The organism is Kluyvera georgiana ATCC 51603, assembly GCF_001654985.1.
Classification (GTDB): Bacteria; Pseudomonadota; Gammaproteobacteria; order Enterobacterales; family Enterobacteriaceae; genus Kluyvera; species Kluyvera georgiana.
The window spans coordinates 56,808-82,366 of sequence record NZ_LXEU01000037.1; the positions used below are offsets into that span (position 1 = coordinate 56,808).

Annotated in this window: 21 protein-coding genes and 1 tRNA gene; 13 read left to right on the top strand and 9 right to left on the bottom strand. The window is 56.1% G+C overall.

Translation table 11 applies throughout. The features are described 5' to 3' along the window. Positions 1-420: 420 nt before the first annotated feature. From M989_RS07860 to mgtE, 6 genes are all read left to right on the top strand, one after another. Entirely contained in the window at positions 421-1,596 is a 1,176-nt protein-coding gene (locus M989_RS07860; protein WP_064544011.1) for a porin OmpC, read from the top strand. Between the two features lie 102 nt (positions 1,597-1,698). Further along, positions 1,699-2,751, top strand: a complete 1,053-nt coding sequence (apbE, locus tag M989_RS07865; protein WP_064544013.1) for an FAD:protein FMN transferase ApbE — start codon at positions 1,699-1,701, stop codon at positions 2,749-2,751. Between the two features lie 73 nt (positions 2,752-2,824). After that, on the top strand, positions 2,825-3,892 hold the full coding sequence (gene ada / locus M989_RS07870) for a bifunctional DNA-binding transcriptional regulator/O6-methylguanine-DNA methyltransferase Ada (RefSeq protein ID WP_064544014.1): 1,068 nt from the start codon (positions 2,825-2,827) through the stop codon (positions 3,890-3,892). Further along, on the top strand, positions 3,886-4,530 hold the full coding sequence (gene alkB / locus M989_RS07875; RefSeq protein ID WP_064544017.1) for a DNA oxidative demethylase AlkB: 645 nt from the start codon (positions 3,886-3,888) through the stop codon (positions 4,528-4,530). The genes ada and alkB overlap by 7 nt, the downstream gene beginning before the upstream one ends. Positions 4,531-4,612: 82 nt before the next feature. Next, positions 4,613-6,256 carry a multidrug ABC transporter permease/ATP-binding protein gene (locus M989_RS07880; RefSeq protein WP_064544019.1) on the top strand — a complete coding sequence of 548 codons (1,644 nt, stop codon included), beginning with the start codon at positions 4,613-4,615 and terminating at the stop codon, positions 6,254-6,256. 131 nt (positions 6,257-6,387) lie between these two features. Further along, on the top strand, positions 6,388-7,824 hold the full coding sequence (gene mgtE, locus M989_RS07885) for a magnesium transporter (RefSeq protein WP_064544021.1): 1,437 nt from the start codon (positions 6,388-6,390) through the stop codon (positions 7,822-7,824). Here mgtE and M989_RS07890 read toward each other — a convergent pair. Then, the gene (locus tag M989_RS07890; protein WP_064544023.1) at positions 7,787-9,004 is read right to left on the bottom strand and encodes a SulP family inorganic anion transporter; all 1,218 of its coding nucleotides are present in this window, start codon (positions 9,002-9,004) and stop codon (positions 7,787-7,789) included. The two genes, mgtE and M989_RS07890, sit on opposite strands and share 38 nt — an antisense overlap. A gap of 273 nt (positions 9,005-9,277) precedes the next feature. On the opposite strand from M989_RS07890, the gene mqo reads away from it, so the two are divergent. Beyond that, positions 9,278-10,930 carry a malate dehydrogenase (quinone) gene (gene mqo, locus M989_RS07895; RefSeq protein ID WP_064544025.1) on the top strand — a complete coding sequence of 551 codons (1,653 nt, stop codon included), beginning with the start codon at positions 9,278-9,280 and terminating at the stop codon, positions 10,928-10,930. A 48-nt stretch (positions 10,931-10,978) separates the two neighbouring features. On the opposite strand, the gene eco is transcribed toward mqo, so the two are convergent. From eco to M989_RS07915, 4 genes are all read right to left on the bottom strand, one after another. After that, entirely contained in the window at positions 10,979-11,470 is a 492-nt protein-coding gene (gene eco, locus M989_RS07900; protein ID WP_064544028.1) for a serine protease inhibitor ecotin, read from the bottom strand. A 290-nt stretch (positions 11,471-11,760) separates the two neighbouring features. Further along, positions 11,761-11,837 (bottom strand) — tRNA-Pro (locus M989_RS07905). A gap of 75 nt (positions 11,838-11,912) precedes the next feature. Continuing rightward, the gene (gene yejM / locus M989_RS07910; RefSeq protein ID WP_064544030.1) at positions 11,913-13,667 is read right to left on the bottom strand and encodes an LPS biosynthesis-modulating metalloenzyme YejM; all 1,755 of its coding nucleotides are present in this window, start codon (positions 13,665-13,667) and stop codon (positions 11,913-11,915) included. Positions 13,668-13,685: 18 nt separating this feature from the next. Then, on the bottom strand, positions 13,686-13,913 hold the full coding sequence (locus tag M989_RS07915; protein ID WP_064544031.1) for a YejL family protein: 228 nt from the start codon (positions 13,911-13,913) through the stop codon (positions 13,686-13,688). Between the two features lie 183 nt (positions 13,914-14,096). On the opposite strand from M989_RS07915, the gene yejK reads away from it, so the two are divergent. Both yejK and M989_RS07925 read left to right on the top strand, forming a co-directional pair. Continuing rightward, the gene (gene yejK / locus M989_RS07920; protein ID WP_064544034.1) at positions 14,097-15,104 is read left to right on the top strand and encodes a nucleoid-associated protein YejK; all 1,008 of its coding nucleotides are present in this window, start codon (positions 14,097-14,099) and stop codon (positions 15,102-15,104) included. A 270-nt stretch (positions 15,105-15,374) separates the two neighbouring features. Further along, a complete protein-coding gene (locus tag M989_RS07925; RefSeq protein WP_064544036.1) occupies positions 15,375-17,336 on the top strand; it encodes a glycosyl hydrolase family 28 protein in 1,962 nt (653 codons plus the stop codon). A gap of 53 nt (positions 17,337-17,389) precedes the next feature. Here the strand turns inward: M989_RS07925 and rplY are convergent, their stop codons facing one another. Further along, complete coding sequence (gene rplY, locus M989_RS07930; RefSeq protein WP_064544038.1) at positions 17,390-17,674, bottom strand: 50S ribosomal protein L25; 285 nt, start codon at positions 17,672-17,674, stop codon at positions 17,390-17,392. A gap of 242 nt (positions 17,675-17,916) precedes the next feature. Between rplY and M989_RS07935 the strand changes: the two genes are divergently transcribed. After that, the gene (locus tag M989_RS07935) at positions 17,917-18,450 is read left to right on the top strand and encodes a lipocalin family protein (protein ID WP_064544040.1); all 534 of its coding nucleotides are present in this window, start codon (positions 17,917-17,919) and stop codon (positions 18,448-18,450) included. On the opposite strand, the gene radD is transcribed toward M989_RS07935, so the two are convergent. Beyond that, on the bottom strand, positions 18,447-20,204 hold the full coding sequence (gene radD, locus M989_RS07940; RefSeq protein ID WP_064544042.1) for a DNA repair helicase RadD: 1,758 nt from the start codon (positions 20,202-20,204) through the stop codon (positions 18,447-18,449). The two genes, M989_RS07935 and radD, sit on opposite strands and share 4 nt — an antisense overlap. A 154-nt stretch (positions 20,205-20,358) precedes the next feature. Here radD and rsuA point away from each other — a divergent pair, with 154 nt between their 5' ends. The 3 genes from rsuA (at position 20,359) to M989_RS07955 (ending at position 22,941) form a co-directional block, all read left to right on the top strand. Next, a complete protein-coding gene (rsuA, locus tag M989_RS07945; RefSeq protein WP_064544045.1) occupies positions 20,359-21,066 on the top strand; it encodes a 16S rRNA pseudouridine(516) synthase RsuA in 708 nt (235 codons plus the stop codon). A 21-nt stretch (positions 21,067-21,087) separates the two neighbouring features. Then, on the top strand, positions 21,088-22,284 hold the full coding sequence (locus M989_RS07950) for a Bcr/CflA family multidrug efflux MFS transporter (RefSeq protein ID WP_064544047.1): 1,197 nt from the start codon (positions 21,088-21,090) through the stop codon (positions 22,282-22,284). Positions 22,285-22,599: 315 nt separating this feature from the next. Continuing rightward, entirely contained in the window at positions 22,600-22,941 is a 342-nt protein-coding gene (locus M989_RS07955; RefSeq protein WP_064544049.1) for a YejG family protein, read from the top strand. Between the two features lie 3 nt (positions 22,942-22,944). Here M989_RS07955 and yejF read toward each other — a convergent pair whose 3' ends face one another. Both yejF and M989_RS07965 read right to left on the bottom strand, forming a co-directional pair. After that, entirely contained in the window at positions 22,945-24,534 is a 1,590-nt protein-coding gene (gene yejF / locus M989_RS07960) for a microcin C ABC transporter ATP-binding protein YejF (protein ID WP_064544051.1), read from the bottom strand. Between the two features lies 1 nt (position 24,535). Continuing rightward, complete coding sequence (locus M989_RS07965; RefSeq protein WP_064544053.1) at positions 24,536-25,558, bottom strand: microcin C ABC transporter permease; 1,023 nt, start codon at positions 25,556-25,558, stop codon at positions 24,536-24,538. Position 25,559 lies beyond the last annotated feature (1 nt).

Genomic DNA, 25,559 nt, shown 5'->3' on the forward strand with positions numbered 1-25,559 from the left:
AACCGAATGCGAAGCATCCGGTTGAAATAGGGGTAAACAGACATTCAGAACTGAATGACGGTAATAAATAAAGTTAATGATGATAGCACTGACTATTTTAGTTATGGGTGAAGGTTTTGTTTTACCATTCAGTGCTATACATTTCATGTTTTTTAACTCATTGATTCAGTGTATATATTTTTCTGTTTTTGATTATTAGTGCTATTTTTCCGGCCTTTTTGTGCTTATAAAAGTTCCCTTAAATTTACATTTAGAAACATCTATATGGACAAATGAAACATTTGAATGATTTTCGTATCATATTCCTATTGGATTATTCCTGTTTTTACAGCACAATGGGTCTGCCGACTGATTAATGAGGGTTAATCAGTAAGCAGTGGCATATATAAAGGCATATATATATAACAGAGGGTTAATAACATGAAAGTTAAAGTACTGTCCCTCCTGGTACCGGCTCTGCTGGTAGCGGGCGCAGCAAATGCGGCTGAAATTTATAACAAAGACGGCAACAAATTAGATCTGTACGGTAAAGTCGATGGCCTGCACTACTTCTCCAGCGACAACGGTTCTGACGGCGACCAATCCTACGTGCGTCTGGGCTTCAAAGGTGAAACTCAGGTTAACGACCAGCTGACCGGTTACGGCCAGTGGGAATACAACGTTCAGGCGAACAACACTGAAGGTTCTTCTGACCAGGCATGGACTCGTGTAGGCTTCGCAGGTATCCGCGTTGCTGACGCTGGTTCTTTCGACTACGGTCGTAACTACGGCGTTGTTTACGACGTAACTTCCTGGACTGACGTTCTGCCGGAATTCGGCGGCGACACCTACGGTTCTGACAACTTCATGCAATCCCGTGCTAACGGCGTTGCCACCTACCGTAACACCGACTTCTTCGGTCTGGTTGACGGCCTGAACTTTGCTCTGCAGTATCAGGGTAAAAACGGCAGCGTATCCGGCGAAGGCCAGACTGCTAACGGTCGTCAGGCTCTGAAACAGAACGGTGACGGCTTCGGCGGCTCCCTGACCTACGATCTGGGCGCAGGCTTCAGCATCGGTGGTGCGATCTCTTCTTCTAAACGTACTACTGACCAGAACAACAGCGTCTACGTTGTTCGTGATGAAAACACCGGCGTTCCGACTGGCGCAACCAGCAAAATCTACGGTAGCGGCGACCGCGCTGAAACCTACTCTGCTGGCCTGAAATACGATGCTAACAACATCTATCTGGCAACTCAGTACACCCAGACCTACAACGCAACTCGTTTCGGCGGTTCCCCGAACGCTGGCGTTTACGGTTTTGCTGACAAAGCTCAGAACTTCGAAGTGGTTGCACAGTACCAGTTCGACTTCGGTCTGCGTCCGTCCATCGCTTACCTGCAGTCTAAAGGTAAGAACATCGACAACGGCGTACGTGACTTCGGTGACCAGGATCTCCTGAAATACATCGACCTGGGCGCGACTTACTACTTCAACAAAAACATGTCTACCTACGTTGATTACAAAATCAACCTGCTGGACAAAAACGACTTCACTCAGGCCGCTGGTATCTCTACCGATAACATCGTTGCACTGGGTCTGGTTTACCAGTTCTAATACTGTTAAGACCATTGCAAAAGGGGCCTTTGGCCCCTTTTTTTGTGCCGAATTTCAGCAAATTAGTGTACTCTTGCGCCGATTGCAGGAGGGTAATAACGGATGGAAATGACTTTTTTACGAATGGCGCTGTTGAGCGTCGTGATTCTGCTGACGGGTTGTGATAACGCCAGCGCGCCGGCAACACCCAAAGCGGCGGTGACCGTGCTGGAAGGGAAGACCATGGGCACCTTCTGGCGCGTAAGCGTGGTGGGCGTGGATAAAGCCCAGGCTGAAGCGCTCCGCAGCAAGGTACAAACCCAGCTCGATGGCGACGATCGTCTGCTGTCGACCTGGAAAAACGACTCGGCGCTGATGCGCTTTAACCACTCGCAGAGCACCACGCCGTGGCCGGTCAATGAAGCGATGGCGGATATCGTCACTGAATCGTTGCGCATTGGGCGTAAAACCCAGGGCGCGATGGACATTACCGTTGGCCCGCTGGTGAATCTCTGGGGCTTTGGCCCGGACAAACAGCCGGTCAGTACGCCAACTCAGGCGCAGATTGACGCCGCGAAAGCGCGTACCGGTCTGGACAAATTAACGGTTATCAACCGTGCGGACAGGCAGTATCTGCAAAAATCGATCCCCGATCTTTACGTCGATCTTTCTACCGTCGGCGAGGGCTATGCTGCCGATCATCTGGCGCGCCTGATGACGGAAGAAGGTATCTCCCGTTATCTGGTCTCGGTGGGGGGCGCGCTGGTGAGTCGCGGAATGAACGCCGACGGCCAGCCGTGGCGGGTGGCGATTCAAAAACCGACCGACCGGGAAAATGCGGTGCAGGCGATCGTCGATATTAACGGTCATGGCATCAGCACCTCCGGGAGTTACCGCAACTACTATGAACTCGACGGTAAACGCATTTCGCACGTGATCGATCCGCAAACCGGACGCCCGATTACTCACAAGCTGGTGTCGGTGACCGTCATTGCGCCGACCGCACTGGAAGCTGACGCCTGGGATACCGGCCTGATGGTGCTGGGGACCGAAAAAGCCCAGCAGGTGGTGCGCGAACAGGGGCTGGCAGTGTACATGATCATGAAAGAAGGCGATGGTTTTACCACCTGGATGTCGCCGCAGTTCCGCGCTTTCCTGGTCAATGGGAAAAATTAAAAAGCAAGATTGCGGGTTTTTTATTTCCTCCTTTTAGGCACTGTGGCAGTTACACTAGAAGGAGGAGACTGTTATGACGATTGATACTCTACGCAACGACGAGGCGCGCTGGCAGGCGGTTCTCGATCGCGATGCGAAAGCCGACGGTCAGTTTGTCTTTGCCGTGCTGACCACCGGTATTTTTTGCCGTCCTTCGTGCCGCGCACGTCATGCGCTGCGTCAGAACGTCCGTTTTTTCAGCGATGCCAGCGCGGCGCTAGCGGGCGGTTTTCGTCCCTGCAAACGCTGTCGGCCGGATGCGCTTTCGCCTGAGCAGCAGAAAATTGCCAAAGTGGCCCACGCCTGTCGGCTGTTGGAGCGGGATAGCCCGGTCACGCTTGATGCGTTGGCGCAGGCGGTCGCGGTCAGCCCGTATCACTTCCATCGCATGTTTAAATCCATCACTGGTTTAACGCCAAAAGCCTGGCAACAGGCCTGGCGCGCAAACCGCCTGCGTGAGGCGCTGAGCGAGGGGGAACCGGTGACGCAGGCGGTGCTGGCGGCGGGCTTTCCGTCGAGCAGCAGCTACTATCGCCACGCCGACGCGCTGTTAGGGATGACCGCACGTACTCGCCGTCGGGGTGGCAAATCGACGGAGATTCACTATACCGTCGGTAAGTGCTCGCTAGGGCGCTGCCTGGTGGCGCTCAGTGAGCGCGGCGTTTGCGCCGTGCTGTTGGGTGACGATGAGGCTGGCCTGCTTAGCGAACTACGGCAGAGTTTTCCTGCCGCAACGCTGCTGGTTGCCGGGGCGGACGTCAGCGAGACAACCTCCGCTGTGATGGCGAGCCTCGAATCGCGCGCGGCGGCACTGAGCTTGCCGCTGGATATCCGCGGCACCGCTTTCCAGCAGCAGGTCTGGCAGGCGCTGCGTGCCATTCCGCCCGGTGAAACCCGTAGCTACCAGCAGGTGGCAGAGGCTATCGGCAGGCCAAAGGCGGTGCGTGCGGTGGCCAGCGCCTGTGCGGCAAACCGGCTGGCGATACTGGTGCCCTGTCACCGGGTGGTGCGCGGCGACGGCAGCCTGTCGGGATACCGCTGGGGTGTGGCCCGTAAAGCCCGATTGCTCGCGCGTGAAAAAGAACAGGAGATCGAATGTTAGACTTGTTTGCCGATGAAGCGCCGTGGTCGGAACCGCTGGCGCCTGGCGCGATGATCTTGCGTCGGTTAGCGCGGGCGCACAGCACAGCGCTGCTGGCGGCTATCGAGCAGGTGGCGGCGGTTTCGCCATTTCGTCATATGGTCACGCCGGGCGGTTATACCATGTCGGTGGCGATGACCAACTGCGGCCCGCTTGGCTGGAGTACGGATCGTCATGGCTATTGCTATGCTGCCGTTGATCCACTCAGCGGAAAACCCTGGCCTGCGATGCCGGACTGCTTTCGCCAGCTGGCGCAGGAGGCGGCGAGCGGCGCGGGTTACCCCACGTTCAACCCCGATGCCTGCTTGATAAACCGCTACCAGCCGGGGGCGAAGCTATCGCTGCACCAGGATAAAGACGAGGTCCGGCTGGATGCGCCGATCGTGTCGGTTTCGCTCGGCCTACCCGCGGTGTTTCAGTTCGGTGGCCTGAATCGCAGCGATCCGCTGCAACGCGTGCTGCTTGAGCATGGCGACGTGGTGGTGTGGGGCGGTGAGTCGCGGCTGTTTTATCATGCGATTCTGCCACTCAAAGAGGGGAGCCATCCGCAGGTCGGTCCGTGGCGCTATAACCTGACCTTTCGTCGTGCCGCGGAATGACGAATAAAAATAAGAATTATTCTTGATGTAGTCTCTCAGCAGTTTACACTGCTGGCTGTTTTTTCTTGTCCTGGTCACTGTTATGGAACTTCTGTTACTTGTCTGGCGTCAGTATCGCTGGCCTTTTATCGGCGTTATCGCCTTAAGCTTGTTGAGCGCCGCGCTCGGTATCGGACTTATCGCTTTTATTAACGTACGTCTGATTGAGACGGTGGATACCACGCTTGCCGTACTGCCGGAATTTCTTGGTCTACTGCTGCTGCTGATGGCGGTCACACTGGGTTCGCAGTTGGCGCTGACCACGCTTGGCCATCACTTTGTCTATCGCCTGCGCCGGGAATTTATCAAACGTATCCTGGATACTCAGGTGGAGCGCGTCGAGAAACTCGGCAGCGCCGCGTTACTGGCGGGGCTGACCAGCGACATCCGCGCGATCACCATTGCCTTCGTGCGGCTGCCAGAATTGGTGCAGGGGATTATTCTGACCGTGGGTTCCGCGGCCTACCTGGCGATGTTGTCGAGCAAAATGCTGCTGATTACCGCCCTGTGGATGGCGCTGACCATCTGGGGCGGTTTCGTGCTGGTGGCGCGGGTGTATAAACACATGGCGACGCTGCGTGAAACCGAAGACCGCTTGTACGACGATTACCAGACGGTGCTGGAAGGGCGCAAAGAGCTGACCCTGAACCGCGAGCGCGCGGAGTATGTCTTCGAACAAAAATTCACGCCGAATGCGAAAGACTACCGCCACCATATCGTACGGGCTGACACCTTCCATCTGAGTGCGGTCAACTGGTCGAATATTATGATGCTGGGGGCCATTGGTCTGGTGTTCTGGATGGCGAACAGTCTCGGCTGGGCCGACACCAACGTTGCCGCCACATACTCGCTTACGCTGCTGTTCCTGCGCACGCCGCTGCTGTCGGCGGTGGGCGCGCTGCCCACGCTGCTGAGCGCGCAGGTGGCGTTCAATAAGCTGAATAAATTCGCGCTGGCGCCATATCAGGAAACCTTCCCGCAGCCGACGGCGCACCCGAACTGGCAGACGTTGGAACTGCGCGACGTGACCTTCCACTATGAAGACAACACCTTCGCGGTGGGGCCGCTGAACCTGACGCTCAAGCGCGGTGAGATGGTATTCCTGATTGGCGGCAACGGCAGCGGTAAATCGACGTTGGCGATGTTGCTGACCGGGCTGTATCAACCGCTATCCGGGCAGATTCTGCTGGACGGTCAGCCGCTGGCGACCGCCAGGCCGGAAGACTACCGCAAGTTATTCTCAGCGGTATTTACCGACGTTTGGCTGTTTGACCAGCTGCTGGGGCCAGAAGGGAAAACGGCGGATCCGGCGCTGGTTGAGAAATGGCTGAACCAGCTGCAGATGACGCACAAGATTACGCTGGAAGATGGACGCATTCTCGACCTCAAGCTATCGAAAGGGCAGAAGAAGCGCGTGGCGCTGCTGCTGGCGCTGGCAGAAGAACGCGACATCATTATGCTTGATGAGTGGGCGGCCGATCAGGATCCGCACTTCCGCCGTGAGTTCTATCAGATATTGTTACCGCTGATGCAACAGATGGGGAAAACCATTTTCGCTATTAGCCATGACGATCACTACTTTATTCATGCCGACCGCCTGCTGGAAATGCGTAGCGGTCAGCTGAGTGAGCTGGTGGGTGAGGAGCGTGAACGCGCTTCCCGCGACGCGGTCGCCCGCACCGCCTAAGGTTTTTTTTGCCGCTCTGCCGATTTTTTCATCGTACGGGCGGCTTGTTTAAACTTTTTTACATCTCCCCGCGCTATGCTTAATTCGCCCGGCCATCCGGCTGGGCGACGTCTCACGAATAAGGATTATTCATGTCTCTGTTGAAAAAGAACAGCGCCCGCCTGCGCGATGAAGAGCGTCAGCGCCTGATCTGGCTGCTGACCACCGATAAAGCCGTGACTTCCGCGCTGTTGGGCAAACTCACGCTCGCTGAGCAGTACGATGAAGGCACGCTGGTTGACGACCTTGCCGAAGTCGGCAGCTTAGTGGCGCACCTGCCGCCGCCGGATCTCGCCGATACCCTGGAAGCGTTACCGTCCGAAGAGCGCCATGCATTGTGGAACATGGTCGAAGACGATCGTCGCGGGAAGGTGTTGCTGGAAGCATCGGAGAACGTCTGGGACGACCTCATCGAAGATATGAGCGACCGGGCGTTGCTCGATGCATTGCAAACGCTGGATATCGACGAACAGATTTACCTGGTGCAGCACCTGCCGCGTGACCTGACCGGACGCCTGCTGGCGTCGATGTCGCCGGAAGAGCGCGCGCGCGTACGCCAGGTGATGAACTACGCCCACGAGCAGGTGGGGTCGATCATGGAGTTCGAGGTGATTACCATTCGCCCGGACGTCACGTTGGCCTCGGTGCAGCGTTTTTTGCGCCGGTTGGGCAAAATGCCAGAAAACACCGATAAGCTGTTTGTTATCCAGCGCGATCAGACGCTGATTGGCGAGCTGGAGCTGAAAACCATTTTGCTCAATTCGGCGGATAAGCTTGTTCATGAAGTGATGGAATCTGACCCGGTCGCATTCCACCCGGAAGAAAAATCGGAAATTGTGGCGCGTACCTTCGAACGTGACAACTTGATCAGCGCCGCGGTAATTGATTCGCAGGGCAAGCTGATGGGGCGTCTGACCATCGATGAGATCGTTGACGTAGTTTATGAAGAGACCGACAGCGACCTGCGTCGCATGGGCGGCCTGAGCAGTGAAGAGGACGTATTTGCGCCAGTGACCAAAGCGGTGAAAACGCGCTGGGCGTGGCTGGCTATTAACCTTTGTACCGCGTTTATCGCCTCGCGCGTCATTGATGGTTTTGAACACACCATTTCGCAACTGGTGGCATTGGCCTCGTTAATGCCGATCGTCGCGGGCATTGGCGGTAATACCGGTAACCAGACCATCACCATGATCGTGCGCGCGCTGGCTTTACAGCATATTCAGCCGGGTAACTTCTCGTTCCTGATCCTGCGTGAGATGGGGGTAGCGTTGATTAACGGTATCGTCTGGGGCGGCATCATGGGCACCGTCACCTGGCTGCTGTACGACGACCTGGCGCTCGGCGGCGTGATGACGCTGGCGATGATCCTGAACCTGCTGGTGGCATCGATTATGGGGGTGCTGATCCCGATGATCATGGCCAAGCTTGGGCGTGACCCGGCGGTCGGCTCAAGCGTGATGATCACCGCGATCACCGATACCGGCGGCTTCTTTATTTTTCTGGGGCTGGCGACGGTGTTTCTGCTTTAAGCTTCGCACGATGCTTCAGGCGTGCAGGCACGATCGCCATCATGATGAGCCCTGCCAGTACGCCAATCGCCAGGTTACCGGTACTGACCGTTGCGCCAACGGTAACCAGCATCACCAGCGTTTCCGGCCACGGCGCACGCTTGAGCGTCGCGGGCTGGAGGCTTGGCCAGCTAAAGGTCTTAAAGGCTACAATCACCATAATCCCCGCCAGTACCGCCATCGGGATCTTCGCCATCACTTCGCTTAATGCGGTGACCAACAGCAGCAGCACCAGCGCGGCGGCAACCGTCGAAACGCGGCTACGGCCTTTTCCCATCTCCACGTTGACGATGGTCTGACCGATCATCGCGCACCCGGCAATGCCGCCGTAGCAGCCAGCCAGCATATTGGCGATGCCGAGGCCCGCGCTTTCACGCGTTTTGTTCGAGGGGGTATGGGTGAGATCGTCCACCAGTTTAGCGGTCAGCAGCGATTCCATCAGCCCGACGAAGGCAATGCTCAGCGCGCAGGGCCAGATAATTTGTAGCGTCTCGAGGTTAAACGGCACCCGCCACTGAGTCAGCCCCGGCAGGCCGCCGCTCATGGAGCCTTCATCCCCCACGGTTGGCAGAATCTGCCCGCTGGTGACGGTAAACAGCGTCAGCAGCACGACGGCAACCAGCGGGGAAGGGATACTTTTTGTCACCCGTGGTAACCACAGTACGATCAGAATGGTGGCGGCAAACAGCGCGACGATAAGCGGACTGCGGCTCCAGAAGTGGGGCACCTGGGCAAAGAAAATGAGGATGCCGAGCGCGTTAACAAAACCGGTCATTACCGACTGGGGAATAAAGCGCATCAGTTTGGCCATGCCGCACAGGGCAAACAAAATTTGAATGATGCCAGCCAATAAAACCGCAGGTAGAATGTAGGCCACGCCGTGAACGTGGACCATCGGGCCAATCACCAGCGCAACCGAACCGGCCGCTGCCGTGACCATTGCCGGGCGTCCGCCAAGGAACGACATACTCAGACAGAGCACAACGGATGCAATCAGGCTGACTTTCGGGTCAACGCCAGCAATCACCGAAAACGAGATGACTTCAGGGATCAGTGCCAGAGCGGTAATGACGCCTGCCAGAATTTCACGGGTGAGCAGAGATGGCGAGCGCAGAATGCTCAATGATGAGGTGTTCGACATAGGTTATTCGCAGGTTATCGATGGCCGGTTTTCTATAAGCCACAGCTTCCGTGCGTACCATCACAAAGGGGGGAATAATACCGCTTCCCGTCACATTCTACTAGTACCAAATCTCATTTTCTGTACACATTTATTAAACATTTTAATAACAGATCTCAAAACTCAACTTAAATTTTAAACAATATTTAAATTTATCCGTCCTGGTGGTAACGTAACCGTACGGATGTTTTTACCTGCGTGTAACAACTCGACAGTCAAGTAAGGCCCCCTACGATGAAAAAAAAGATAGCTGTACCCAACTCACAGAAATCGGGTACCGAGAAGACTTCTGTGGCGAATAAGGCGAAGGCTCGTGCGGTTCACGAGACGGATGTATTGCTGATCGGTGGCGGAATTATGAGCGCTACGCTGGGTACGTGGCTGCAGGAGCTTGAACCAAACTGGTCGATTACCATGGTTGAGCAAATGGACAGCGTTGCGGAAGAGAGTTCAAACGGCTGGAACAATGCCGGTACCGGGCACTCGGCGCTGATGGAACTGAACTACACACCGCAGAAAGCTGACGGCTCTGTCAGCATCGAAAAAGCCATTGATATTAACGAAGCATTCCAGATTTCTCGTCAGTTCTGGGCGCATCAGGTGACACGCGGCGTGCTGACGCAGCCGAAAAGCTTTATCAACACCGTGCCGCACATGAGCTTTGTGTGGGGCGATGACAACGTCAACTTCCTGCGCGCCCGCTACCGTGCATTGCAGAAGAGCCCGCTGTTTAACGGCATGCGCTATTCCGAAGACCACGAGCAGATCAAAGCATGGGCGCCGCTGGTGATGGAAGGGCGCGATCCGCAGCAGAAAATTGCCGCCACCCGTACTGAGGCCGGCACCGACGTAAACTACGGCGAGATCACCCGTCAGCTAATTAATGCGCTGAAAAAGCGTGAGGGTTTTTCGCTCCAGTTAAACACCGTGGTCCGCCGTTTCCGTCGTAACGCGGATAACAGCTGGAGCGTGACGGTTTCCGACGCCAACAATAGCCATGAAAAGCGCACGATTAAAGCGAAGTTTATCTTTATTGGCGCGGGCGGCGCGGCGCTGAAGCTGCTGCAACAAACCAAAATCCCGCAGGCAAAAGAGTATGCGGGCTTCCCGGTTGGCGGTCAGTTCCTGGTGTGCGAAAACCCGGAAGTGGTGAATCACCATCTGGCGAAAGTCTATGGCCAGGCCTCCGTGGGTGCGCCGCCGATGTCGGTACCGCATATCGATACGCGTATCATTGACGGTAAACGCGTGGTGCTGTTTGGGCCGTTCGCCACTTTCTCCACGCGCTTCCTGAAAAATGGTTCGCTGTGGGACCTGCTGGCGTCCACCAACAAATCCAACATTTTGCCGATGCTTAACGTGGGTCTGGATAACTTCGATCTGGTCAAATATCTGGTGAGCCAGGTGCTGCAGAAAGATAAAGATCGTCATGCTGCGCTGCGCGCCTACTACCCGATGGCGAAAAAACAGGACTGGCGTCTGTGGCAGGCAGGCCAGCGCGTACAAATTATTAAGCGCGATGCCCGTATTGGCGGCGTGCTGCGTTTGGGTACGGAAGTGGTGAGCGACGATGAAGGCACCGTTGCCGCGCTGCTGGGGGCATCGCCTGGTGCGTCTACCGCAGCGCCTATCATGCTGGAACTGATGGAAAAAGTGTTTAAGGATAAGATGCAAACTGCCGAATGGCAGACGAAGATTCGTGCCGTGGTGCCAACCTATGGCTCAACGCTGACCGAAAATCCGCATCTGATTGAGCGAACGCTGGCCTACACCAGTGAAGTACTGGGTCTGCGTCATGAAGCGCCGCGTGACGCCGATCCGGTTCCGTCGGTTCAGGCGACGCCAAAGGCTGTCCCGGTGAAAGAGATTGCAGATATCGCGCTGTAAGCCCTATTCGCAGGCAGAAAAAAACCGGCATAATCGCCGGTTTTTTTATTAACGCACTTCGGCGTTATGCACCGTTTCCTGTGCTTCCCATACGCGGTATCTGACTTCCACGTTTTCCGGGGTATAGACGACGATTGGCAGCTTGCTGTTGTAGCGCAGCATGCCATCGTCACCCAGCGAGGCGGTGATGAATTTCCTGGTCTTTTTCTGGTCAGGACAAGCCATCATCGTTGACATCGGGCCGCTGACTTTCTCTACCACATAGTAGTCATAGCCCCAGCCTTCCAGCGTTTTGCTTTCCAGCTCGGCGCCCAGACGCTGATGGTTACAGTCAACCTCCAGCGTTTTACCAATCAATAACTCTACCTTATAGGCCGACTCATCCTTCTGCGCCGGTAACTGAATCACCAGACGCTTCATACCTTTCTCAGCCTGCGGGTAAGGGGCGACCTTCTCCAGCGGCTGTTCTGTAGCCCAGGCGCTGCTGGAAGCGCAGGCGATGGCGAGTAATGAAGCGGCAAGCTTATGTGATTTTTTCACTGTTCATCCTTTTTATCAGTTTGCAACGAAGGGAGAATAGCATTCCTGACGTGAATGGTAATCGTGTTTTACTGTATTTTGCATTAGGAATAGTTCTATATATTGATATATTGTTTTAATCTGGTTTTTCTATCTGTATTTTTGCGGTTTTTGTATTTAATGATTCTACTGAAATACGGGCTATATCTTTTTTACGCTTTTCGATGAGAAATGTGCAAGGGAGGGGATAGGGGGATAGGTAAAATTCAGGCATAAAAAAACCAGCCAAAAGGCTGGTTTTCGTAATGATTTGGTCGGCACGAGAGGATTTGAACCTCCGACCCCCGACACCCCATGACGGTGCGCTACCAGGCTGCGCTACGTGCCGACGCATGGGAAGATACTACCGCTTTTACCGCCGATTGCAAGCAGGTAACCCACTGATTGATTCATAATTAATCAATTAGTTAGCGATGAAACGTTTTTCCTCGGTCAGCACCTGCAGCAGTAAACTGAGCTGGGCTTTCTGGTCACGTATCCGGTCGCCCTCGGCGGTCCATGTTTTGTAGTGACCGTTATGATCGAGCACCACGGTGATGGTCGGCGTGGTGATCGCCAGCGTGCTGCTATCCGCCGCAGTGACCCAGTTATGACGTCGGTTCGCGCTGAACAGATCCTGACCCTGCGAGTACTCATTGGCTGGGGTGCCAACGTGCAGCAGGCGCTGCATTAGCGTGGTCATCACATCTTTATGGTCGGTCAGTAGGTCGATACGCTGGGCCGGGGTACCAGGCCAGTGGATGACCAGCGGTACCTGTAGCTGGGCGCGCGACCAGTTGAAGCTGTTTTTCTCCCCGCTGAGCGGCACGCCGTGACCCGCGGTAATAATCACTACCGTATTCTTCAGCTTGCCTGAATCGCGCAGGGCATCCAGCACGCGGCCGATTTGCTCATCGACCTGCGCGGCGGCGCGGCCGTACTGACGGTCACTGGCCTGGGCGTTGCTGACGTTCGTGCCGTTAAACGACACCCAAGAGAACCAGCGCGTTTCATCCTGCGCATTGTTGGTCAGCCAGTTAATCCACTGGCTCGCCGTCTGGGTATCATCCTGTGATTTGCCCGGCGGCAGGGAGAAGTCGGACAGCAGCGCCTGGCGATAAATCGGGCTTTCGAAGCCGTCCGAAGAGAACAGCCCCAGCTGATATCCCTGCTGGTTGAGGGCGCTGATGAGCGCCGCTGGCACACGCGCGGCGAGCACGCCGTCCATATAACCAGGCGAGATGCCGTAGAACAGGCCAAAGATACCGCTATCGGCAGTGTTACCGGCGCTCATATGCTGGGTAAAGTTGACGTTATCGTTGGCAAAGCGTGCCAGCGACGGCATCTGCTGCTCGAAGCGCGAATAGTTCAGGCCATCGACGGTAATCAGCAGGACATTCTGCCCGGCACCCATATCGCGATAGCGTAGCTCGCTGAGCGGGTACTGTACGGTGACCGCTTCAGGATCGCCTTGCTCTACCAGGCGGCGCTGATAATCCTGCGCATCGAGCAGGCCGTGTTTCTCCAGGAAGCGGCGGGCCGTCATCGGATAGGAGAGCGGCAGGTTGGCGCGCTGCATGGTGATCGGGCGATAGAAGTTGGCATCCGCCCAGATATACATCACGTGCGACGCGATAAATGAGGCAAAGAAAAACCAGGCAACCGGGCGTGCGTAGTGACGACGACGCGTCAGACTGCGCAGCTTCTGCCAGCTCCAGGTCGCAAACAGCATTTCGACGAGCAGAATGACCGGCACGCTGATAAACATTAACTGCCAGTCGCGAGCCGTCTCATTTTGATCGGGGTTGATGACCAGCTCCCACACCACCGGGTTAAGGTGCAGGTGGAAGCGGGTAAAGACCTCGCTGTCGATGATCAACAGCGTCATGCCCGCCGTCGCCAGAATGGCGGACAGGAAGCGCATCAGGCGCTGGGACATGACGATAAAGGTCAGGGGGAACAGAATCAGCAGATAGGTGGAGAACACCAGAAAGCTGAAATGCCCGACAAGGCTGATGTAGGAGAAAACCCGTCCTGCCAGCGTCGTCGGCCAGTCGGCGACAAACAGATAGCGGCTACCGAGCACCATGGCCAACAGCATGTTGAACAAGGCGAACCAGTGCCCCCAGCTAACCATCTGGGAGACCTTTTCTCGGTAAGGCTGACGATGTGTCACCATAAACTGTTGCTTGTACCCTTAGTGCGCAGGATCGCTATTAATGGAAGATTGCAGCGCCTGGGCAAAAGAACGCGCGATAGCCTGGCGCTGAGCCGGAGCTACGCTGCTATTAATCAGGTTGGTTACCATATTGCCCAGCACCATCAGAGAAAGGTCGGTCGGAGCCTTATGTTGTTCCAGCACGTTAGCCAGCTCGCTCAGCAGCTGTTCTACGTGTTCATCACTATAGCGGGATTGTTGTGGCATAAATCGAAATCTGTCTGTTCATTAAAGGGCAGTATATTACCGTAGCAGCAGCATTTTTTCCGCTTTTTTTCGGCGTAACGCGTTATCCTTTGCGCATTATACTGCCGCGACCTCGGTAATATGCGAGTTGCACTGTTATATCGGGGATGGTTGAATACACCCGATCTTAAAGGAGAGTTTAACATGAGTCTGGATATCGACCAGATTGCTTTGCATCAGCTCGTCAAACGCGATGAGCAAAACCTGGACGTGGTGCTGCGCGACACGCTGTTGGAGCCGACTGCGCCGGTTGAAGAGATGATGGCCGAACTGCATCGGGTGTATAGCGCTAAAAATAAAGCCTACGGCCTGTTTAACGAAGAGAGCGAGCTGGCGCAGACCTTGAAGCTACAGCGCCAGGGCGAGGAAGATTTCCTCGCATTCAGCCGCGCGGCAACGGGGCGTCTGCGCGATGAGCTAGCGAAATATCCGTTCGCTGACGGCGGTATTGTGCTGTTCTGCCACTACCGTTATCTGGCGGTAGAGTATCTGCTGGTGGCGGTGCTGAATAACCTCAGCAGCATGCGCGTCAATGAACAGCTCGATATCAGCGCGACCCACTACCTGGATATCAACCACGCGGATATCGTGGCGCGTATCGATCTCACCGAGTGGGAAACTAACCCCGAATCGACCCGCTACCTGACCTTCCTGAAAGGCCGCGTGGGCCGCAAAGTCGCCGACTTCTTTATGGACTTCCTCGGCGCCAGCGAAGGGTTAAACGCCAAGGTGCAAAACCGTGGTTTGCTGCAGGCGCTGGATGATTTCGCTGCCGAAGCGGAGCTGGATAAAAACGAGCGTCAGAACGTGCGCCAGCAGGTGTATACCTACTGCAACGAACAGCTGCAAGCGGGTGAAGAGATTGAACTGGCGTCGCTGTCGAAAGAGCTGTCCGGCGTGAGCGACGTTAGCTTCAGCGAGTTTACTGCCGAAAAAGGTTACGAGCTGGCAGAGAGCTTCCCGGCGGACCGCAGCACCCTGCGTCAGTTGACCAAATTCGCCGGCAGCGGCGGTGGGTTGACGATTAACTTCGACGCGATGTTGCTGGGTGAACGTATCTTCTGGGATCCGGCAACCGATACGCTGACCATTAAAGGCACACCGCCGAATCTACGCGATCAGCTACAACGCCGGACATCAGGCAAAAGCTAATCTCTAAAGCCCGCATTCGTGCGGGCTTTGTCTATTTCCTTTCTGCGCATGGTGAGTGACCCCACTCGCAAATCCGCGATCGCTTCTTTTGTATGCAGGTTAAATCTTGACCTGACTCTCAGTTATTTCGCATAAAAATAAATAAAAATGCATTTCATTTTAAATGCAAAATTATTTTGATTTTATAAAGGGAGCTGTTTTTACAACAGCAGCTCATGAACGCGGTTGTTTGTGCCAAATGCCGCGGAAAACTGAGAGGAAAAATAAAACATGCACAATACCTTCAGGCATTCCCGAATCGCGCTGGCTTCAGCGCTACTCTTTACAGGCCTGCTGAGCGGCTGCGACGATAGCGCTGCCGCCCAGCGTGCAGCGTCGGCAGCGCCGCAGAACGTCCAGTCGCCGGTACTGTCTGCCGACGATGGGCACGTGGTACTGGTTTGGGAAAAGCCGCTCGCACAAGCAGAGAAGGTGGTTGATTATCATATCTATCGCGATGGGACCTTTATGGGGAGCGCGCGGGATAACCAGGACATTTACTCGCCAGCCAAACCCTATATCGATAACTTCTACCAGACGCTGGACGACGGCTGGCAGCAGAAAGTGGATTTGCGTACGTTTACCGCCGATGGCCTGAAAGCGGATACAGAATACCGTTTCACCGTGCGCGCCGTTTATGAGGACGGTAAAGAGTCTGCCGACAGCGCACCGATTACGCTACGAACAACCAAAACGCCGCACGTGGTGAACGTGAAAGACTTTGGCGCGGTGGGCGATGGCAAGACGTTGGATACCGCCGCGCTGCAAAAAGCGATCGACAGCTGTACCCTCGAAGCCTATCCCCAGGGATGCAAAGTCAGCGTGCGTGACGGCGTATTTAAAACCGGCGCGCTGTTTCTGCATAGCGATATGACGCTGGATATTGCCGACGGCGCCACGCTGCTGGGTTCCGATAACCCGGCGGACTACCCGATGAGCAAAGGCTATTATCTCTATCCGTATACCGATAACCCGCTACCAAAACGTCCACCGTCGTTGCTTAATGCGCTGGAGGGGGATGACCGCGGCAGCTCGCATGCGGGCACCTTCCAGAATATTCGGATCGTCGGTAAAGGGAATATCGATGGTAATGGCTGGACACGGGGCATAAAGGCCGGCGGCGCGGAGTCGATTGTGGATGAGCTGGGTAACTCGCTGCCGCAGTACCGCGCCAGCAACGCGAAGAAGGTGGGGGAGGACGGCGTGCTGGCGAAATACCAGACCGAACAGGCGGTGGCGGAAGGAATGGACCGCGACAGCGCCTATAAAAACCGCCGCTCCAGCCTGATGACGTTACGCGGCGTGCGTCATCTTTATCTGGAGGGATTAACCCTTCTCAACCCGGCATTTCACGGCATCATGGTACTCGAGTCGGAGAATATCGCCTTCAACGCGCTGACGCACAAAACCTTCGACGGTAACAACGCCGACGGCATCGAGCTCGGCAACAGCCAGAACGGTTTGGTATTCAATAACTTCTTTGATACCGGCGATGATGGCATGAACTTCGCGGCGGGCTACGGCAAAGGCGTGGAGACGTTTGGCCAGAAAGCGCAAAGCGGCACGTGGATTTTCAACAACTACTTCCGTAAAGCGCACGGCGCGGTGGTGACCGGCAGCCATACCGGCGCGTGGATTGAAAAAATTGTCGCAGAAGATAACGTTATGTATCTGACCGATATCGGCCTGCGGATGAAAAGCCGGCCTTACTACGGGGGCGGGGCGCGCGATGTAGTATTCCGCAACAACGCGATGAAAGATTTAGCCAAAGAGCCGTTTATCTTCACCATCAAATACAGTGCGGATGTGAATGATACGACGCCCGCGGCGGAGCCCGCGCAGTTTCGCAACGTGACGGTCGAGAATGTGTCCGTCGACGGCACGGCGGCGAAAAAGAGTATTCTGGTGGACGGGATGACGGCTGAGGAGATGACCGCCGCGTACGGGATCGCCTATCCGCGCGACGCCTATCATCAGAATATTGCGTTTCATCGCGTGAAGTTCCGCAACACGCAGGCGAGCAGTATCACCTTCCTGCACGACAGTCAGTTTACCGATGTGACGTTTGAAAACACCGGGCAGGCCTGGCAGTTTGCGCAGGTGAACGGCATTACGCTATCGGATAGCCAGAATAACGAGGTGATTAGCGCCACCGGGAAGGAAAAAACGGTACGGGAAGCGGCGAAGAAGTAAAAAAAACGGCTCCCGATGGGAGCCGTTTTTTCGTCACGTAGACTCGCTGGCGATTAAGCGCGAACGAAGTCGATGTGAGCCAGTTTCGGCTTGAACGGGTGACGCTGCACCGCCTGAGCCTTAACTTTTTCTTCTTTACCATCAACAACGATGGTCAGAACTTCGCTGTAGAATTCAGCGTTGTTCTGCAGGTTCCACAGCTTGTCGTGATCCAGTTCAATAGCAACCGGAGCTGCTTCGCCACCATAAATGATAGCCGGGAACTTGTTAGCTGCGCGCAGGCGGCGGCTCGCACCCTTACCCTGCTCTTTACGTACTTGTGCTTCGATAGTAAACATTGAATAGCTCTCTTGATTAATCCTGCTACAGGCGACCCAGCAGCAGGCAAATGATCTGCTTCACGGATGTGAAAGCGGGCGGCATTATAGCCTCCAATCCCCGCGCGGGCAATGAAAACCTCGCCATCAAATCAGCAGCTAGCGTCAAGAACCTGGGTGCCCGGTGAGATGTTCCTAATCTGTCCGTGCGGTTTCGTTTATCCTCTACACTGAAGTGATAATCACTTTCAACAGGAGAGAACATGAAGCTATGGCCCGTCGTGACAGGTGTTGCTATTTCATTGGCGCTGGTGGCCTGTAGTTCGCCGACGCCGCCAAAAGGGGTCACGCCGATAAGTGATTTTGACGCGAGCCGCTATTTGGGCAAGTGGTATGAAATTGCTCGCCTGGAAAACCGCTTTGAGCGAGGGCTTGAGCAGGTCAGCGCGACCTACGGCAAGCGTTCCGATGGCGGTATTTCGGTCGCCAACCGCGGCTTCGACCCGCAAAAGGGAGAGTGGAAGCTCAGCGAGGGCAAGGCCTACTTCACCGGAAAGCCGACGACAGCTGCGCTGAAGGTTTCCTTCTTCGGCCCATTCTACGGCGGCTATAACGTGATTGCGCTGGATGATGACTACCAGTACGCGCTGGTGAGCGGCCCAAACCGTGACTACCTGTGGATCCTGTCACGCACGCCAACGTTGCCGCCGCAGGTCCGGCAGAACTACCTCACCATCGCACGTGGCCTGGGCTTCGCGGTTGATGACCTGGTGTGGGTAAAACAGACGCGCGATTAACGTAGCTCGTTGGCCCGGCGGTATCGCCCCTCATAGTCGAACACTTTTTCACGAACCTGCCAGTAAGGGCCTTTCTTGCGGGCAACGACAAAATCCGGTGCGCGCAGCAGCGCCTGCTGGGCGATGATATCGGCAGGCGTAATCCAGCGTAGCGGCACGCCGGGCGTGCGGGTATGTGGGCGGATAAATAGCTGCTCAAACGCCGTTTTTTGCGCCGGGGTGTGCAGGCGGAAACGCTCGCTCACGTCGGCACCGTCCTCGTCGTAGTAGGTGATTTTCAACCAGCCGCCTTTCTCGTCCATCCCGTCCTGCAATACCATGCCGCTACAGCGTAGCACCAGTGCATCTTTGAGCTTCAGCGCGGCCTTCAGCATATCGTCCGGGTCAACCAGCACCGTATCGCACTCGCGACAGCGGCGGGCGGCAATATCGTTTTCGGCGTTACACTGCGGGCAGTTTTTAAAGCGAAAGCGATAGTCACACTGCTCGCGATGGCCTTCATCGTCCTCCAGCCAGCCCTGACAGCGGCGGCCAAAGTGTTCAATCAGCGTGCCGTCGGCGGTGGTTTTGCCCCAGAAGGTGTTGGCAAAGCCGCAGCCGGGGCAGAACACCTGTACCGGCACGTTGTCGCTTTTGCTTTTCGGGGCACCCACTTCCGGCGCGTACAGGTCGTGCGGGTTGCCGGCATAATCAAGAATCAGACAGTCGGTTTTCCCCGGCGCCAGGCGCAGGCCGCGGCCAATTATCTGCTGATACAGACTGATGGATTCGGTCGGGCGCAGGATGGCAATCAGGTCGACGTGTGGGGCATCAAAGCCGGTAGTCAATACCGCCACGTTGACCAGGTAGCGGAACTGCTGATTTTTAAAGGCATCAATTAACGTATCGCGCTGTGGCCCTGGCGTTTCGCCAGTGATCAGGGCGGCGTCATCGGCGGGCAGCAGGCCGGTAATTTCCCTGGCGTGCTCGACGGTGGCGGCAAAGATCATCACCCCTTTGCGCGTCTGGGCGAACTCTTCAATCTGGCTGATGATGTGCGGCGTAATACGCTGCTGTTGTTTCAGCTCACGGTTGAGATCCGCTTCGCTGAACAGGCCGTTGCTGTTGGCCTGCAGGCGGCTGAAATCATACTGCACCACCGGCATATCCAGCCTCTCCGGCGGGGTAAGGTAGCCGTGCTTAATCATATAGCGCAGCGGTAGCTCATAGATGCAGTCACGGAACAGCGCCCTTTCATCGCCGCGCACCATGCCGTGATAATGGAACTGATAAATCCAGCCTTTACCCAAACGAAACGGCGTCGCCGTCAGCCCGAGCAGGCGGATCTGCGGGTTGACCTTTTGCAGGTGGCTGAGAATTTGCTGGTACTGGCTGTCGTCATCGTCGCTGATACGATGACACTCATCGACGATCAGCAGCGAAAACTCCCCCTGGAAATGGTCGAGATTGCGGGCGACGGATTGCACGCTGCCAAAGACCACTTTGCCGTGGCTCTCTTTGCGCTGTAGCCCGGCCGCATAAATATCGGCCTCCAGCCCCAGCGCGCAATATTTCGCGTGGTTCTGCGCCACCAGCTCTTTGACGTGGGCCAGCACCAGCACGCGCCCGCGCGCCAGCCGCGCCAGTTCGGCGATAACGAGGCTTTTGCCCGCACCGGTAGGCAGAACAATAACCGCAGGCTGCGTATGGCGGCGGAAGTAGGCCAGCGTAGCGTCCACCGCTTCCTGTTGATAGGGGCGAAGTGTAAAAGTCATGAGCGTTGTGATTGTCCTTAACAGACAAATAGTATGCCATGAATCTTTTCACTTGAGTGGCAGGGTAAGCCCGTTATACTTACCGATTGTAATTACCCCTTTTTTCGGACGCTTCGTCCGGCACCCGGCACTTTTTACAGGCTAAAAATACTTCATGCGACTTGATAAGTTTATCGCTCAGCAACTCGGCGTCAGCCGTGCTATTGCCGGGCGTCTGATCCGCGGCCACCATGTGACCGTTGATGATGAAGTGGTACGCGATACCGCTTTCAAACTGCAACCTGAACATAACGTGGCCTATGAAGGCAATTCGTTGACCCAGCAGAACGGCCCGCGTTATTTCATGCTGAACAAGCCTCAGGGCTACGTCTGCTCGACGGAAGACCCGGATCACCCGACGGTGCTCTATTTCCTCGATGAGCCGGTTGCGTACAAGCTGCATGCCGCGGGGCGTTTAGATATCGACACCACCGGGCTGGTATTGATGACTGACGACGGCCAGTGGTCGCATCGCATCACCTCGCCGCGCCATCACTGCGAAAAAACCTATCTGGTGACGCTGGAAAACCCGGTGAGCGACGATACCGCCGCGCAGTTCGCGAAAGGCGTTCAACTGCACAATGAAAAAGATCTGACTAAGCCTGCCGTGCTGGAAGTGGTGACGCCGACCGAAGTGCGCTTGACCATCAGCGAAGGGCGCTATCACCAGGTGAAGCGTATGTTTGCCGCAGTAGGCAACCATGTGGTGGGGCTGCACCGTGAGCGTATCGGTGAGATTATCCTCGACCCCGAGCTGGAGCCAGGGGAATATCGCCCGTTAACCGCAGAAGAAATCGCCAGCGTTGGCGCGCCAATGCGCTAACCCACTGAACAGAGGTAGATTGTGACGTCCAGGCCGCGCTCGTCGTTAAAAATTGTTTTCATTCTTGGCCTTCTGGCCATGTTAATGCCGCTGTCGATCGACATGTACCTTCCGGCGCTGCCGGTGATTTCCGCACAGTTCGGCGTACCGGCCGGCAGCGCGCAGATGACCCTCAGCACCTATATTCTGGGGTTTGCCGTTGGACAGCTGCTGTATGGCCCGATGGCCGACAGTCTGGGACGTAAGCCGGTCATCCTTGGCGGCACGCTTATCTTTGCGGCGGCGGCGGTGGCCTGCGCGTTAGCGCCTTCCATTGACTATCTGATTACCACGCGATTCTTCCACGGCCTGGCTGCCGCGGCGGCGAGCGTGGTGATCAACGCCCTGATGCGCGATATTTATCCGAAAGAAGAGTTTTCACGGATGATGTCGTTCGTCATGCTGGTCACGACCATCGCGCCGCTGGTGGCGCCGATGGTCGGCGGCGCGGTGCTGGTGTGGTTTAGCTGGCACGCCATTTTCTGGATTCTGGCGATCGCGGCGCTGCTGGCATCGGCGATGATCTACTTCTTTATCGACGAAACGCTGCCGGTCGACAAGCGCCAGTCGTTTCGTCTGGGCACCACGCTCGGCAACTTCGCCTCGCTATTTCGCCATAAGCGCGTGCTGTCATACATGCTGGCGAGCGGTTTTAGCTTTGCCGCCATGTTCTCGTTTCTCAGCGCCGGGCCGTTTGTCTATATCGAGCTGAACCATGTCTCGCCGCAGCACTTTGGTTACTACTTCGCGCTGAACATTGTCTTCCTGTTTATTACGACCACCATTAATAGCCGCTTCGTGCGTCGGGTGGGGGCGCTGTGGATGTTCCGCGCCGGGCTACTGATTCAGTTTGCGATGGCTATCTGGATGGTGGTGACCGCGCTGCTGGACGTGGGGTTCTGGTCGCTGGTGCTGGGCATCGCGGCATTTATTGGCTGCGTATCAATGGTTTCGTCCAATGCGATGGCGGTGATCCTCGATGAATTTCCGCATATGGCCGGTACGGCATCGTCGCTGGCGGGAACCTTCCGCTTTGGCATTGGCGCAATCGTCGGTGCGCTGCTGTCGACGGCGACCTTTACGACCGCCTGGCCAATGCTGATTTCCATTGCGCTTTGCGCCTCCTGCTCGATCCTTTTCTATCTCTACGCCAGCCGTCCCCGCAAAACCGCGCGCTAATACACCTTTAGTAGGGGCGAAATACGCCCCTTTGTTGATACATATCAACAGAAATGCCATTGCCGCTGGGGTGTAATGTTTCTTTTATGTAAAATCCATTAATGTAAAAAGTCACATTGTTGTAGATAAAAAGGTTGCGTTAGATCACAGTTACGGGTACATATAGCGCGGAAATGCATCAGTACACCGAACAATGTCGTATGAAGAATGTTGAATGCAGGCGTTTTTTTGCTGGATGCAAGACGATTTGTCAACAATGTGTTAATATGGATGTGAAATAATTGTGAAGCCATGTAGCTTCCGGGGAAAAACGTAATGACATTCCAGCTTTCAATCGTACATCGACTGCCGCAGGACTATCGCTGGTCTGCGGGTTTTGCAGGTTCCAAAGTTGAACCGATTCCGCAAAATGGCGTGGCGGGCGACAACGCGCTGGTCGCGCTAAAACTTCTGAGTCCGGACGGCGATAACGCCTGGCCGGTGATGCACTCGCTCAGCCAGGCGTTGACGGATATTTCCGTTGATTGTTCGGTGCTGGAGTGTGAAGGGGAGCCGTGCCTGTTCGTCAAACGTCAGGACGAGTTTGCCGCTACCTGCCGCCTGAAAAACTTCGGCGTGGCGATTGCCGAACCCTTTTCCGGCAACAACCCGTTTTGACCGTCAGCTCAGCGCAATGAGCTGACGCGTATACGCCTGCTTCGGTTCGGCAAACACGTGCCGACACTCACCCTGCTCGACAACCTCTCCCTGTCGTAACACCATCACCTGATGGCACAATGACCGCACAACCTGCAGATCGTGGCTGATAAAGATATAGGCCAGACGGTGCTTTTCCTGCAACGCCTTCAGTAGCGTCAGGATCTGCGCCTGAACCGTGCGATCGAGGGACGAGGTCGGTTCGTCAAGGACGATCAGCTGCGGTTTGAGGATCAGCGCTCGGGCGATAGCAATACGCTGTCGTTGCCCACCGGAAAACGCCGACGGATAGCGCTGGCGGGTGTCGGGATCTAACCCCACTTCCTGCATCACGTGGATAACCTGCTGTTCTCGCTCCGCGGCACTCAGCGATGGATGGTGCACTTTCAGGCCCTCTTCAATAATCTGCAGCGCCGTCAGTCGCGGGTTAAGCGATGAGTTCGGATCCTGGAACACCACCTGAATACGATGACGCAGCGGCAGCATCTGCCGTCTGTCGCGTCCCTGAATGGCTTCGCCAGCAAAACGAATGTCCCCCTGTGAGGCAATCAGCCGCAGCAGCGCCAGCCCGGTAGTGCTTTTCCCCGAGCCAGACTCGCCAACCAGCCCCAGCGTTTCACCGGCCCGCAGCGTAAAGCTGAGTTCCTTCACCACGCGGTTATGATCGACAACCCGGCGCAAAATGCCTTTACGAATGGGAAACGCCACGCTGAGCTGGTTCACTTCGAGCAGCGGTGCGGCATTGGGCGGCAGAGGAACAGGCTCGCCCGCCGGTTCGCTGTCGAGCAGTTTACGAGTGTAGGGATGCTGAGGCGCGGCAAACAGCGCCGTTGCCGCATTTTGCTCCACGCAGCGGCCATGCTGCATCACCGCCACCCGGTCGGCCAGCTTGCGCACGATGCTCAGGTTATGAGTGATAAACAGCAGCCCCATATTCAGTTCGACACGCAGTTCGCGCAGTAGCTGAAGGATTTGCGCCTGCACGGAGACGTCCAGCGCGGTGGTGGGTTCATCAGCAATCAGCAGCTCCGGGCGCGTCAGCAGCGCCATGGCGATCATCACCCGCTGGCGCTCGCCGCCGGAGAGCTGATGCGGGTAATCCGCCAGTCGCTTTGCCGCCTGACGGATGCCGACGCGATCCAGACAGTCGAGTATCTCACCGCGTGCCGCCTCTTTACGCATCCCGCGGTGTAGCGACAGCACCTCGTAGAGCTGTTTTTCCAGGTTGTGCAGCGGGTTCAGCGACACCATCGGCTCCTGGAAAATCATTGCGATGCGGTTGCCGCGAACGCCACGCAGCGTCTGCGGGCTGGCGTGAAGCAGCGACTCGCCCGCAAAACGGATATCGCCCGTAGGATAGGTGACAGGGGGCTCCGGCAGCAGACGCAAAATGGAGAGCGCCGACACGCTTTTTCCTGAACCGGACTCACCGACCAGCGCCAGGGTTTCTCCGGCGTTCAGCGACAGCGATAGCTGTTCCACCACCGTGGTGGTGATGCCCTGCTGGCGGAAGGCGATAGAGAGGTTGTCGATTTCCAGAAGTGGCTGCTGCATCTTATACCGCCTTAGAAGGATCGAAGGCATCGCGTACCGCTTCGCCGATAAAAATCAGTAGCGACAGCAGGACCGCGACGCAGAGAAAGCCGGCGATCCCAAGCCATGGGGCCTGTAGGTTGTTTTTGCCCTGTAACAACAATTCGCCCAGCGACGGCGAACCAAGCGGCAGACCAAAGCCGAGAAAATCGAGCGAGGTCAGGGTAGTAATGGAGCTACAAAGAATAAACGGAATAAAGGTCAGCGTAGCCACCATCGCATTGGGCAGCATGTGGCGCAGAATAATGCTGCGATCGCTTACCCCTAGCGCCTGCGCGGCGCGAATATAGTCATAGTTGCGGGTACGCAAGAACTCAGCGCGCACCACCCCAACCAGTGACATCCAGCCGAACAGCACGGTAATGGCCAGTAGCCACCAGAAGTTGGGCTGTACCACGCTTGAGAGCAGAATAATCAGGAACAGCGTTGGCATCCCCGACCATACCTCGATAACGCGTTGCCCCCAGAGATCGATACGCCCGCCGTAGTAACCCTGTATTGCGCCGACCACCACGCCCATCACGCTGGAACAGACGGTGAGAATCAGGCCGAAGAGCAGCGAGATCCGCGTGCCGTAGAGAATGCGCGCCATCACGTCGCGACCATTGGCGTCGGTGCCCAACCAGTTCTGCCTTGAAGGGGGCGAAGGGAAGGGAACATTGCTCGCATAGTTGATGCTGCTGGCGCCAAAGCGAACGGGCGCCCACAGCACCCAACCGTGATTCTCAAGCTGCTGCTGGAGCCACGGATCCTGATAATCAGCCGCGGTGGCAAATTCGCCGCCAAAGGTTTTCTCATCGTAGTTTTTCAGCACCGGCACGTACAGGCTGCCCTGATAGCTCACCAGCAGCGGGCGGTCGTTAGCGATAAGCTCGGCGCACAGGCTGCACACAAATATCGCCAGAAAGATCCACAGCGACCAGTAGCCACGGCGGTTGTCGCGAAAGCGCGCCCAGCGCGCCTGATTTACGGCGTTCAGGGTCATC